Source organism: Pseudomonadales bacterium, assembly GCA_024234165.1.
Lineage (GTDB): Bacteria > Pseudomonadota > Gammaproteobacteria > Pseudomonadales > UBA5518 > UBA5518.
In genome coordinates, this window is record JACKOP010000004.1 from 1 (window position 1) to 13,131 (window position 13,131).

Annotated in this window: 9 protein-coding genes; 6 read left to right on the top strand and 3 right to left on the bottom strand. The window is 65.4% G+C overall.

Translation table 11 applies throughout. The annotated features are described in order from the left end of the window. Both H7A12_12910 and H7A12_12915 read right to left on the bottom strand, forming a co-directional pair. The coding region (locus H7A12_12910) for an NADP-dependent oxidoreductase (protein MCP5321705.1) at positions 1-705 on the bottom strand (705 nt) is incomplete at its 3' end. A 24-nt stretch (positions 706-729) separates the two neighbouring features. After that, complete coding sequence (locus H7A12_12915; protein ID MCP5321706.1) at positions 730-1,761, bottom strand: Dabb family protein; 1,032 nt, start codon at positions 1,759-1,761, stop codon at positions 730-732. A 97-nt stretch (positions 1,762-1,858) separates the two neighbouring features. On the opposite strand from H7A12_12915, the gene H7A12_12920 reads away from it, so the two are divergent. From H7A12_12920 to aceF, 3 genes are all read left to right on the top strand, one after another. After that, entirely contained in the window at positions 1,859-2,605 is a 747-nt protein-coding gene (locus H7A12_12920) for a glucose 1-dehydrogenase (protein ID MCP5321707.1), read from the top strand. 69 nt (positions 2,606-2,674) lie between these two features. Continuing rightward, a complete protein-coding gene (gene aceE, locus H7A12_12925; GenBank protein MCP5321708.1) occupies positions 2,675-5,353 on the top strand; it encodes a pyruvate dehydrogenase (acetyl-transferring), homodimeric type in 2,679 nt (892 codons plus the stop codon). Positions 5,354-5,364: 11 nt separating this feature from the next. Then, entirely contained in the window at positions 5,365-6,714 is a 1,350-nt protein-coding gene (gene aceF, locus H7A12_12930) for a dihydrolipoyllysine-residue acetyltransferase (protein ID MCP5321709.1), read from the top strand. Positions 6,715-6,781: 67 nt separating this feature from the next. Here aceF and H7A12_12935 read toward each other — a convergent pair whose 3' ends face one another. After that, positions 6,782-8,932, bottom strand: a complete 2,151-nt coding sequence (locus H7A12_12935) for an FAD-dependent oxidoreductase (protein ID MCP5321710.1) — start codon at positions 8,930-8,932, stop codon at positions 6,782-6,784. Positions 8,933-9,136: 204 nt separating this feature from the next. On the opposite strand from H7A12_12935, the gene H7A12_12940 reads away from it, so the two are divergent. From H7A12_12940 to H7A12_12950, 3 genes are read left to right on the top strand one after another with little or no spacing between them, the layout of a single operon-like run. Continuing rightward, a complete protein-coding gene (locus H7A12_12940; GenBank protein MCP5321711.1) occupies positions 9,137-10,273 on the top strand; it encodes an FAD-dependent oxidoreductase in 1,137 nt (378 codons plus the stop codon). A gap of 42 nt (positions 10,274-10,315) precedes the next feature. Further along, positions 10,316-12,304: an SDR family oxidoreductase gene (locus tag H7A12_12945; GenBank protein ID MCP5321712.1), complete on the top strand. Its 1,989-nt coding sequence runs from the start codon at positions 10,316-10,318 to the stop codon at positions 12,302-12,304. Between the two features lie 59 nt (positions 12,305-12,363). Beyond that, entirely contained in the window at positions 12,364-13,119 is a 756-nt protein-coding gene (locus tag H7A12_12950) for an SDR family oxidoreductase (protein ID MCP5321713.1), read from the top strand. Positions 13,120-13,131 lie beyond the last annotated feature (12 nt).

A 13,131-nucleotide genomic window follows, 5' to 3' on the forward strand; every position in this document is an offset into this window, starting at 1 on the left:
ACGACGCACCAGCTCGAGTCCGTTCGGCAGCGTGCTCGCGCCCACTGCGTCCATCAGGTAATCAAGCCCGCCGGGTGCCCAGGCCGCCACCGCAGCGGCGATGTTCTCGCTGCGGTAATCGATCACCCGCTCGACGCCGAGTTCACGCAGATAGTCGGCATTGGTGCTGCTGCAGGTCGCAGCGACGTGCGCTCCGGCCAGACGCGCGAACTGTACCGCAAACCCACCGACTCCACCGGCGCCGCCGTGAATCAGCGCGCGCTGCCCTGCCCGGATGTCGGCTCGCTCCATCACGCCTTGCCAGGCGGTCAGTGCCGCGACCGGCAAGGCCGCGGCTTGCGCGAAGTCGATTCCAGCGGGCATGCGCGCCACACGGTCGGTGGCGGCGATCACGAACTCGGCGTAGCTGCCCAGCCCGCCCTGTCCGTGGTTGGTCGGAGTGAACACGTGATCGCCCACCGTGAAATCCTCGACGCCCTCACCGAGCTTGTCGACCACGCCGGCGGCGTCGAACCCGATGATGTATGGAAAGGTGTAGGGCCGGAACGCAGCCAGGTAGCCTTCGCGGTTCTTCCAGTCGGCCGGGTTGACCCCGGCGTAGGCGACACGGATGCGCACTTCACCCGGCCCGGGCTCCGGCGTGGCGATCTCGCCGAGGCGCATCACCTCGGGGCCGCCCGTTTCGTTGATGATCATCGCGAACATGTCGTCGTCTCCTGCCGGCGCGCTTCAGCGCGTGATGATGGCGCATACCAGCGGCGAAAACGCATGGCATAGCGCGGTGTCGATGATCTGCACTCCCGACTCGGGGTCGAACCAGCGGTCGACGTGGGCCCAGTGGTGCGGGTGCGCCATGTAGGCACCGTTGAGACCATCGAGTTCGGCGAACTCCTGTTCCCACACGTAGCTCCACGGCGCAACGTCGCTCATATCCCATGCCAGCGTCACGGCACGGCTGAGGCGCCAGTTGCGAATCGCCGTGATGTACGCCGGCATGTCGAGCAGATCGCGCTCGAAGCGCGCACGGACCTCGGCGTCGACTCCCGGCAACAGACGGAACAGCGCGGTACGCTTCACGCCCCCGGCCAGCTCCGGATCACGCGCTCCCGCACCCAGCGTCTCCAGCCCCAGTGCACTGCGGGCTCTGCAGTGGCGATCGAGCGCGGGCAGCAACACGTCGCGCCACCACCGTCCCTGCTGCGCGCGGCGCGCCTCGTCACGGTCACGGTACAGAAGATCCCACGTGTAGTGCCCGCCACCGTAGTCGGCAGTCAGGTTCACGGCCAGGCTCGAAGCGACCAACCCGTCCAGCTCGTCCTCGGCGTGTCTCAGCACGGCTTCGAGTTCGGCGCGCGCCTTGTCGCCGATGCCATCGTGCAGGTACAACTGCGCCGTTTCGCGCCAGCCAGCAGGCGTGGTGGTGTACCCGGACACCTCGTCGGGCTGCGGCAGCCGTTCATCGCCCGTGAGTACGACGCGCTCGCGAGCGCTCGCGATGGCGTCGATCTGCGTCCAGAACGCGGCGACTGCCGGATCGCCGGCAGCCACACGCATCGCCCACCATGCGCCCAGATCCGGCAGCGTCCAGCGCAACCACAGGGTGGCATCGCCGTGCGTGAGCCGCAGCGGTGGCGACACGCTTTCATCGCCAAGCGTCATTGCGCGCGCGAGCGCTCCGGGCAGGTAGCTCTGATGCACCAACGCGCGCAACTGCGCCAGGGCATGCGCGGGCACTTCGATACGGTCCTGCAGCGTGATCATGCAACGACGGCCCTCCCGAAAAGGTTCAGGCGCCGTCTGCCCCGACGGCGCACCCCGCACTATACTGCCGCTTCCACGCCTGACAAGGACACCCCACATGAACGGCAACGCTGGCAGACTGCAAGGCAAGATCGCGATCATCACCGGTGCCGCACGCGGCATGGGCGCCACCCACGCACGCGCATTCGTCGCCGCAGGGGCCCGCGTGGTGCTGAGCGATCTGGCCGAGGACGAGGGGCGCGCGCTCGCGCACGAACTCGGTTCTGCAGCGCACTTCGTACGCCATGACGTGAGTCGCGCCGAGAGCTGGGACGAAGTCCTCGCTGCGACCCGCAACACCTTCGGCCCGGCCAACGTGCTGCTGAACAACGCCGCGATCTACTTCATCGGTCCGGTCGACAAGGCCGAGCCGGAGCAGGTGCGTCGCCTACTCGAGATCAACGTGTTCGGCAGTTGGCTCGGCATCAGCCGCATCGCACCGATGATGCGCGAAGCGGGTGGCGGATCGATCATCAACCTGTCGTCGCTGGCCGGGCTGCTCGGTTTCCCGTACCACGCGATCTACGGCATGTCGAAGTGGGCCATACGCGGTCTCACGCGCAGCGCGGCGAACGATCTGGGGCCCGACGGCATCCGCGTCAATGCGATCCTGCCCGGTGCCATCGCGGAGACCGGCATGGCGGGAACCGAACCGCTGGACGATGGCCAACTGGCATCGATTCCGCTGCGCCGTCGCGGGCGCAAGGACGAGGTGTCGGCGCTTGCAGTCTTCCTCGCCTCGGATGAAAGTGCCTACATCACCGGCGCCGATCACGTGATCGACGGCGGACGCGGGATCTGGTGATCCGGTTCCCCGACTGCACGAACACACGCTCGACGGCGCACTGCGCCACCAACGAACGAGGAGTCAGCGATGCCTGCACAGTCAAACAGCCTGCTGCTATCGGACCCGGACACGCAGGAAACCCGGGAATGGCTCGACGCCCTGAAGGCCGTCATCGAGCACGAGGGGCCGGAGCGCGCGCACTACCTGATCGAGCGCCTGGTCGATCTCGCGCGACGCTCCGGCATCAACCTCCCGTATCGGGCAACCACCGCCTACGTCAACACGATTGCACCCGGGCAGCAGACCCCGTCGCCGGGCAACCACGAGCTCGAACACCGCATCCGCTCCTACGTGCGCTGGAACGCAGCCGCGATGGTGGTGCGTGCGAACCGTGAAGACTCCAGCCTCGGCGGGCATATCGCCACCTTCGCCTCCGCGGCAACGCTCTACGACGTGGGCTACAACCATTTCTGGCACGCCCCTTCGCAAACCCACGGCGGCGATCTGGTGCTGTTCCAGGGCCATGCCAACCCGGGCATCTACGCGCGTGCCTTCATGCACGGCCTGCTGACGAAGGAGCAGATGAACAACTTCCGCCGCGAAGTCGACGGCGCGGGCATTTCCTCCTACCCGCACCCGTGGTTGATGCCCGCGTTCTGGCAGTTCCCCACGGTATCGATGGGCCTGGGTCCGCTGCAGGCGATCTATCACGCACGCTTCATGAAATACCTCAATGATCGCGGCATCATCGACGCCGGCAACCGCAAGGTGTGGGCCTTCATGGGCGACGGCGAGATGGACCAGCCGGAATCGATGGGCGCAATCAGCCTGGGCGGGCGCGAGCGTCTCGACAACCTGATCTTCGTCATCAATTGCAACCTGCAGCGCCTCGACGGTCCGGTGCGCGGCAACGGCAAGATCATCCAGGAACTCGAAGCCTACTTCCGCGGTGCCGGCTGGAACGTCATCAAGGTGATCTGGGGCAGTTACTGGGATCCGTTGCTGGCGCAGGACCGCAAGGGCTTGCTGCGCAAGCGCATGGAGGAATGCGTCGACGGCGATTACCAGAACTTCAAGTCGAAGGACGGCGCCTACGTGCGCGAGCACTTCTTCAATTCGCCCGAACTGAAGGCCATGGTCGCGACGTGGTCGGACGACGAGGTCTGGCGCCTGAATCGCGGCGGCCACGATCCGCACAAGGTCTACGCTGCCTACCACGCTGCGGTGAATCACAGCGGCCAGCCGACCGTGATCCTCACCAAGACGATCAAGGGCTACGGCATGGGCGAGGCGGGCGAAGCGCAGAACATCACCCACCAGCAGAAAAAGATGGGCACCACGTCGCTGATCTCCTTCCGCGACCGTTTCGGCCTGCCGCTGACCGACGAACAGGCCGAGAACCTGGAATACCTCGAACTCGACCCGGCATCACCCGAATACAGGTACATGATCGAGCGCCGTCAGGCGCTCGGCGGATTCCTGCCGCAGCGGCGGCAGAAGGTCGCGCCGATGGAGGTGCCTGCACTCACCGCGTTCGAGACGCAGCTCAAGGCCTCCGCCGAAGGCCGTGAGTTCTCGACGACCATGGCCTTCGTGCGCATGCTCGGCACGCTCGTGAAGGACAAGGTGCTCGGCAAGCACATCGTGCCGATCGTCGCCGACGAGGCACGCACCTTTGGCATGGAAGGCATGTTCCGCAGCCTCGGCATCTGGTCTTCGGTCGGTCAGCAGTACACACCCGAGGACGCCGGCGGGCTCGCGTTCTACAAGGAATCGAAGACCGGCCAGATCCTGCAGGAAGGACTCACCGAAGCCGGTGCGATGGCGTCATGGATAGCCGCGGCCACGTCCTACAGCACGCATGGCGTGCAGATGATTCCGTTCTTCATCTATTACTCGATGTTCGGTTTCCAGCGTTTCGGCGACCTCGCATGGGCGGCCGGTGACCAGCGTACGCGTGGCTTCCTGCTCGGCGGCACCTCGGGGCGTACGACGCTGAACGGTGAAGGCCTGCAGCACGAGGACGGTCACTCGCATGTGCAGGCGGCGCTGATTCCGAACTGCATCCCGTATGACCCCACCTTCTCGTACGAGGTCGCGGTGATCCTGCACGACGGTCTGCGCCGCATGGTGCAGGAGCAGGAAGACGTTTTCTATTACATCACGCTGCTGAACGAGAACTACGCTCACCCGGCACTGCCGGAAGGCATGGAACAGAGCATCCTCAAGGGCATGTACCTGTTGCAGAAGGGTGCGGCCAGCAAGAAGGGCCCGCGTGTGCAACTGCTGGGCTGTGGCGCGATCCTGCGCGAGGTGATCGCGGCAGCGCAGCTGCTGAAACAGGACTGGGGCGTGGACGCCGACGTCTGGAGCTGCCCGAGTTTCACGCTGCTCGCACGCGACGGCCAGGACGTCGCCCGCTGGAACCTGCTGCACCCGGCCGCAGCGCCACGTCTCTCGCACGTCGAACAGTGCCTGCACGACACACGCGGGCCGGTGATCGCCTCGACCGACTATGTGCGCGCCTTCGCCGAGCAGATCCGGCCCTGGGTGGCGCGCAACTACAGCGTGCTCGGCACCGACGGCTTCGGTCGCTCGGATACGCGAGAGAAACTGCGCGAATTCTTCGAGGTCGATCGTCACTATGTCACCCTGGCGGCGCTGACGGCGCTGGCCGATGAGGGCGCATTCGACAAGGCGAAGCTGAAGCAGGTGATCGCCAAATACCGGATGGATTCCGACAAGCCGAATCCGACCACCGTGTGAGGACAGCAGACATGCCGCTCATCGAAGTGAAAGTGCCCGACATCGGCAGCTTCAAGGACGTGCCGGTGATCGAACTGCAGGTCCGCCCTGGCGACACCGTGCAGGCAGAGGACCCGCTCGTCACGCTGGAGTCGGACAAGGCGACGCTGGAAGTACCCTCACCCATCGCCGGAACGGTCAAGGAACTGCGACTGAAGGTCGGCGACACGGTCAACGAGGGCACCGTGGTACTGCTGCTCGAAGCCGCCGACGCGCCAGCGGCCGCCGAAGCACCATCGGTCACACCCGGTCCGGCTCCGACCGCCGCACCCGCTGCGGCTCCGGCGGCGCCGCCAGTTTCCCCTTCGGTACCGGCACCGGCCCAACACGCACCTGCCTCTGCGCCACCGCCGCCACAGCCCGTTGCGCCTCCCCCTGCCACGCTGCGCGCCACCGCCACCGGCAACGATGAATCTGCCGGCAGCGGTCTTGCGCATGCGAGCCCCTCGGTGCGGCGCTTTGCGCGCGAACTGGGTGTCGACGTGGCACAGGTAAAGGGCACCGGACCGAAGCAGCGTGTGCTGAAGGAAGACGTGCAGCAATACGTCAAGACCGCCCTGGCACAACCGCCATCCACGGGTGGCGGTCTCGATCTGCTGCCCTGGCCCGAGGTCGACTTCGCCAGCTTCGGCCCGGTCGAAACACAGCCGCTGTCGCGCATCCGCAAACTCTCCGGCGCCAACCTCGCACGCAACTGGGTGATGATCCCGCACGTGACCCAGTTCGACGAGGCCGACGTCACGGAGCTGGAAGCACTGCGCGTGCAGTTCAACAAGGAAAACGCCAAGACCGGCGACACAAAGCTCACGCTGCTCGCGTTCCTGGTCAGGACCGCAGTAGCCGCACTGAAGAAGTTTCCCGAGTTCAACGCCTCACTCGACGGCGGGAACCTGATCCTGAAGCGCTATTTCCATATCGGCTTCGCGGTGGACACGCCGAATGGCCTGGTGGTGCCGGTCATCCACGACGCCGATCGCAAGGGGATACTGGAGATCGCACAGGAGATGGCGGCGCTGTCGGCAAAGGCACGTGAAGGCAAGCTGCGCCTGGCCAACATGCAGGGCGGCTGCTTCTCGATTTCGAGTCTTGGCGGTGTGGGTGGCACGGCGTTCACACCGATCGTCAATGCACCGGAAGTGGCGATCCTGGGCGTATCGAAGACGCAGACCAGGCCCGTGTGGGACGGCAAGCAGTTCAATCCACGGCTGATGCTGCCGTTGTCGTTGTCCTACGATCACCGCGTGATCGACGGCGCCCAGGCGGCACGCTTCACCGCCTACCTCGCACAGACCCTGGCGGATATCCGCCGTCTGCTGTTGTAAGCGCACCACCGGGGTTTTGGTCCGAACTGCGGGTGCCTCCTCTTGCCGAGGCACCCGCTTCCGGCATTCAGGAAGCCGCAGCGCCTGCCTGGTCCGCATTGATTGCATCGACCGCGCGCTGCGCACCGCGGATCGCACCTTCGATATAGCCCACACCGGTACCGTCACCCACCTCGTGCACGCGCAGACCCGCGGTGCGGAACGCGTCGGCCTGACGCGAATCACCGCTCGCCCCCTTGGCCACGATCACGTGTTCGGCGTCCACGCTGCGGGCAGCTCCGTCCTTGTCGGTGAAGCCGACGCGCCCTTTCTCGATGCGAATATCCTTTGCCTCTGCATGCAGACCCACGCCGTGCTCGCGCAGTTCCGCCAGGATGCGCATGCGGCGGACCAGCATCAGGCCGGCACCGAAACGCGGTGACTCATCGACGATATGCACCGTGCGACCACGCTCGCTCAGGAACTCGGCAAGCTCCAGACCAACCAGTTCGCCGCCAATGATCGCGACGCTCTTGCCAAGCGGCATCCACGCGTGGGTGGCCTTGCGAATGAATTCCAGGTTGCCGGTAAGTCCGGTGGCGGCGCCTGCCTTCGTGGCCAGCCGCGTGAACAGCGAGGTCTTGCGCTCCAGCTCCTGCGAACTCTCGCCGAGCACCAGACGACGCATGTCGTCACCGCTGTATACGTGTGCAAGATCGGCGCCCGGGATCGGCGGCATGCTGCGTCGCGCACCAGTGGCAACCACCACGTCGTCGGCCTTCCACTGCTTCAGCAGCTCGGCAGTTGCCGCGGTGTTCAGCCGCACTTCCACCGCCGAAGCCCCGAGCTGCACTTCCAGCCAATCGAGCAGCCGCTCGTTCGGCTGATAGGCGATCGAAGCGAAACGCAAGGTGCCGCCGAGACGCTCACCGCGCTCGAACAGCACCACTTCGTGCCCGTCGAGCGCCAGTCGGCGCGCTGCCTCCATGCCGCCGGGGCCACCGCCGACAACGGCGACCCGCTTGCGGCGCACCGGCTTCGGCAGGTTTGCACGCTGATACTCGAACCCCACTTCCGGATTCACCGCACAACGCGACCGTTCGCGCGTGTAGATGGCGCTGACACAGGTGTAGCAGTAGATGCAGGGCCGGACATCCGCCACCCGCCCCTCGCCGAGCTTGCGCGGCAGGTCGGGGTCCGCGAGCAGCTTGCGACCCATGCCGAGGTAGTCGAACTTGCCGCCGCGGATCTCTTCGTCCCCATGCTCCGGTTCGACACGCCCCGAAGTGATGATCGGGATCTTCACCACTTCCTTGATCGCGGCGGCAAACGGCAGGTTCGTATTCGGCTCGTGCGGGATGTTCGACGCCGAGTGCAACTTGCCCATGCCGACGTTGTGATAGGCGGAGACGGTGATCGCATGCGCGCCGGCTTCCTCGATCAGGCGCGCCGTGACCTTGGCATGCTCGATCGTGATGCCACCTTCCCTGCCCACTTCACGCGAATCGAGCTTGACGATGACCGCCATCTGGTTGCCGGCTTCGCGCAGCACCTCGCGCAACACCTCGAGCATCAGACGCGACCGGTTCTCCACGCTGCCGCCGTACTCGTCGGTGCGCTTGTTGGTTTTCGGCGACAGGAACTCGGACAGGATGTAACCGTGCCCGGCATGCAGTTCGACCGCATCCGCACCCGCCTGGCGCGCACGGCGGGTGGCGGCTGCATAGTGCTCGATCAGGGTCCGGATATCGTCCTTGGTCAGCACCTTGTAAGTGGGCACCCCGCCACCGGCGAAGGCTTGCAGCTCTGACGGCAGGAAACCGTCGGCGAAATCACCCTGGACCGGGTCCGGTATCGACGGACACCATTGCGGACGACCAGCGCGTACGTCGTCGCCGGCGACCAGTCCACCCTGGTGCAGCTGCACCGCGAACTTCGCCCCGTGCCGGTGGGCCCCTTCGGCAAGGCGTGCCATGCCCGGAATGAAGCGGTCGTCCGAGATGCCGATCTGCCACGGCTGCACCTGGCCGATCGGATACATCACGCCGCAGGCACCGGAGATGATCAGCGCGGCGCCACCGCGTGCATGCGACTCGTGGAATGCCACGATGCGATCACCGCTGACACCGTCGTCCTCGCCGAAGTTGACCCCCATCGCCATCAGAACGATGCGGTTGCGCATCTCCATGGGACCGATACGTCCGGGCGACAGCAGGTGCGAATATTGGTTGGTTGCCATTGTTGTCCTCGCGCTGTGTGGGGGGGGCGGTCGCGCGAGTATAAACGTCGTTCGCATCGCTGCGCACGCCCTGCCGTCGGCAGGTTCCGCCGTCGCAGGATCGATCCGCTCCGGACATGCCGGTCTTCGTGCGCCGATCTTCGTTGCAGGCGCCGGCGAATGCGGCGACCATTGATTTCCGGCAACGGCAAGGACTGGACTGCAATGAAAGACCCCGCCCGCATCACCATCGTCGGTTCCGGCTTCGGCGCGCTCGCGGCGCTGCACGAACTGCGCGCGCGTGATGCACGAGCCGAGATCACCGTGGTATCACCGCACGCCGAACTCCACTACCTTCCCGGCAGCATCTGGATCCCGGCCGGGCTGCGCAGCCGCGAACAGCTCGTGGTTCCACTGCAGAACTTCTTCGCACGCCAGCGGGTGCGTCACGTGGCAGCCAGCGCAACCGGACTGGATGCTTCGGCACGGGTGCTGCACACCACCACCGGCGACATCAGGAACGATGCCTTGCTGATCGCCAGCGGCGGGCGCTTCATCCGCAAGTTGCCGGGACTGGAGCACGCGATCATCCCGTGCGAGGGAATTGCCGCCGCCGAGCGCATCCGCGACCGCTTGCGCGAAATGCCGGGCGGCACGATCGCGATCGGCTTCGGCACCAACCCGGCAGAGCCGAATGCGATGCGCGGAGGGCCGATGTTCGAGTTCCTGTTCGGCATCGAACGCCAACTGCGTCGTGAAGGACGCCGCGAACGCTTCCAGCTCGTCTTCTTCAACCCCTCGCAGGAGCCGGGCAAGCGGCTCGGCGAAAGAACCGTGAGCCACCTGCTCGGCGAAATGCGCCGACGCGGCATCGCGACACGGCTGGGGGAAAAGCCGCTGCGCTTCGAAGCCGATCGCGTCGTGACCGACGCGGGCGAGATCGCGGCGCAATTGATCCTGTTCATGCCGGGCATGACCGGCGATGCCTGGCTCGACCAGACCACGCTGCCGCGCTCCCCCGGCGGTCTGATCAGTGCCGACATGCAGTGTCGCGTCGCGGGGCACGAGCACGTCTACGTCGCCGGCGACTGCGGCAGCTACCCGGGACCGGACTGGATGCCCAAACAGGCACACATGGCCGAACTGCAGGCGCGCGCGGCAGCACGCAACCTGCTCGACGTCCTGGCCGGAAGGCCGGCAAAGGCATCGTTCGAGGCAGAACTGATGTGCATCATCGATGCTCTGGACAACGGCACCCTGGTCTGGCGTACTGAGCGCCGCAACCTGATGCTGCCCTCGATGCGCGCCATGCACTGGGCAAAGCGCTTCTTCGAGAGGCTCTACCTCGCGAAGTACCGCTGAGACACTGCAGTGATTCGATAATGCCAACAATGGAGTACTAGCATGAACTACCTGATCACCGGCGGGACCGGCTTCATCGGCCGCTTCTTCATCGAAAACCTGCTGGCCCGCCCCGGCACGATCCACGTGCTGGTGCGCGAGTCTTCCCGGCACAAGCTCGACGAACTCAAGACGCGTTTTCCGGTAGCCGCCGAGCGCATCGTCGCGGTGATCGGCGACATCACGCGACCGGGGCTTGGCATCTCCGATCCGGACTGCGCGGCGCTGAAGGGCCGGATCGATCACTTCTACCACTTCGCTGCGGTCTACGACATGGCCGCCAGCGAGGAAAGCCAGCAGGCAGCGAACATCGCCGGTACGCTGTACGCGGTACAGACAGCCGAGACGCTCGGCGTGCGCTGCTTCCATCACGTGAGCTCGGTCGCCGTCAGTGGCCTTTACCGCGGCACCTTCCGTGAAGACATGTTCGACGAGGCGGAAAACCTCGACCACGCGTATTTCCGCACCAAGCACGAGTCCGAGAAGATCGTGCGCCAGCGCTGCAGGATCCCGTACCGCATCTACCGCCCCGGCGCCGTGATCGGCCATTCACGCACCGGCGAGATCGACAAGATCGACGGCCCCTACTACTCGTTCAAGACGATCCAGCGCATCCGCAACACGATGCCGAAGTGGATGCCGCTGGTCGGCGTCGAATCGGGCGTGAACAACGTCGTGCCAGTCGATTACGTGGTCAACGCGATCGACTACCTCTCGCACCTCGACGACCAGGACGGCGGCTGCTTCCACATCGTCGATACCGAGCACTACAGCACCGGCCAGATGATGAACATCTTCGCCGAGGCGGCGCACGCGCCGAAGTTCAGCGTGCGCTTCGATCCGAAGATATTCGACTTCGTGCCCACCGCACTGGTCGACCTGCTGAACAAGCTGCCGCCGGTGAAGCGCCTGAAGGCAGCGATCTTCGATCGTATCGGCATGCCCGAGTCGGCCTCGATCCTGACCAAGTACGAAACGAAGTACGACAGCCGTGTGACGCGACGCCTGCTGGAAGGCAGCGGTATCAAGCCACCGAAACTCGACACTTACGCATGGCGCATCTGGGACTACTGGGAGCGTCACCTCGACCCCGATCTCTTCGTCGATCGCACGCTGGAAGGACAGGTCAAGGATCGTGTGGTGCTGATCACCGGCGGCTCCGCAGGCATCGGCAAGGCCACTGCGGTCCGCCTGGCAGCGGCCGGCGCACGCGTAGTGATCACCGCACGTACCCAGGAAAAGCTCGACGAGACCTGCACCGAGATCACGGCGCAGGGGGGAACGGTATTCAGCTACATCTGCGATGGCGCCGATCTGGCGTCGGTCGACGAGGTGATGCAGCGCATCGAGACCGAGCACGGCGGTGTCGATATCCTGATCAACAACGCCGGCCGCTCGATCCGCCGTTCGGTTGCCCTCGCCTACGACCGCTTCCACGACTTCGAGCGCACCATGCAGCTCAACTACTTCGGGGCGCTGCGTTTCATCCTGCGCGCGCTGCCGGGCATGGACAGGCGCCGTCACGGGCACGTCATCAACATCTCGTCGATGGGCGTGCTCGGCCATCCGCCGCGTTTCTCGGCCTATATCGCCTCGAAGTCGGCACTGGAAGGCTTCTCGCTGTGCGCTGCGGCCGAGTTCTCGGACCGTGGCATCCACTTCACGAACATCAACATGCCGCTGGTGCGCACCGAGATGATCGCACCGACCAAGATCTACGAGTACGCTCCTGCGCTGGAAGTGAGCGAGGCGGTCGACATGGTCGTCGAAGCGCTCACGCAGAAGAAGATCCGGGTGGCGACCGGAATGGGCTGGCTGCAGCATCTCCTCGGCACGGCATTCCCGAAGTTCGCCGAAATCACGAACAACGCAACGTTCCGCATGTTCCCCGACTCGGACGCTGCCAAGGGCGTGGCGACCGAACCCAAGGCGCTGGAAGCCACGGCGGAGCAGGTCGCGATGGCGCAACTGATGAAGGGCGTGCACTTCTGAGACGCCAGGCCACAGCGACTCCGGCGGGTTTTTCACAACGACGACAGAGGGCTATCACGATGGGAATGCTCGACAACAGGGTGGCGCTGGTGACCGGCGCCGGACAGGGCGTGGGCCAGGGAATCGCGCTGGCGCTGGCTGCCGAGGGGGCGCGCGTGGCCGTGACCGGACGCACGCTGAGCAAGCTGGAGGACACCGTCGGGCAGATCCGTGCCCGCGGCGGTGATGCACTGCCGGTGGTCTGCGAGGTGAAGAGCCTGGAATCACTGAGCAACTGCGTACAGACCGTCGTCGGCCACTACGGCGGCATCAACATCCTGGTCAACAACGCGCAGGAGGTTCCCATCGGCGAACTGTTTGCGGTGAGCGACGAATCCTTCGAGGCGGGCTTCCAGTCAGGGCCGCTGGCCACATTCCGGCTGATGAAGCTCTGCTATCCGTACCTGAAGGGCGATGGCTCGATCGTGAACCTCGCGAGCTCCGCGACCAAACGCTGGGATATGTCGGGCTACGGAACCTACGCAGCCGTCAAGGATGGAATCCGCCAGCTCACGCGGGCCGCGGCCTGCGAATGGGGCAAGGACAACATCCGCACCAACGTGATCCTGCCGCACGCGACGTCGCCCGGGCTCAAGGGGTGGATGGAGCATAACCCCGCCGAGGCGGCCGCATTCTTCAAGACGCTGCCGATGGGGCGGCTAGGCGACTGCGAGCAGGACATCGGCCGCTTCGTCGCGCTGTTGTGCTCACCGAGTGCAGAGTATGTGAACGGACAGACGATCGGGCTCGACGGTGGCCAGGCAAATATCGGCTGATCGCGCGTCGCC

Excerpts from the sequence above, each read along its gene's own strand:
- H7A12_12920 (MCP5321707.1), top strand. The coding sequence starts at position 1,859 with ATGAACGGCAACGCTGGCAGACTGCAAGGCAAGATCGCGATCATCACC.
- H7A12_12935 (MCP5321710.1), bottom strand. The coding sequence starts at position 8,932 with ATGGCAACCAACCAATATTCGCACCTGCTGTCGCCCGGACGTATCGGT.
- H7A12_12945 (MCP5321712.1), top strand. The coding sequence starts at position 10,316 with ATGAACTACCTGATCACCGGCGGGACCGGCTTCATCGGCCGCTTCTTC.
- H7A12_12950 (MCP5321713.1), top strand. The coding sequence starts at position 12,364 with ATGGGAATGCTCGACAACAGGGTGGCGCTGGTGACCGGCGCCGGACAG.
- aceE (MCP5321708.1), top strand. The coding sequence starts at position 2,675 with ATGCCTGCACAGTCAAACAGCCTGCTGCTATCGGACCCGGACACGCAG.
- aceF (MCP5321709.1), top strand. The coding sequence starts at position 5,365 with ATGCCGCTCATCGAAGTGAAAGTGCCCGACATCGGCAGCTTCAAGGAC.
- H7A12_12915 (MCP5321706.1), bottom strand. The coding sequence starts at position 1,761 with ATGATCACGCTGCAGGACCGTATCGAAGTGCCCGCGCATGCCCTGGCG.
- H7A12_12940 (MCP5321711.1), top strand. The coding sequence starts at position 9,137 with ATGAAAGACCCCGCCCGCATCACCATCGTCGGTTCCGGCTTCGGCGCG.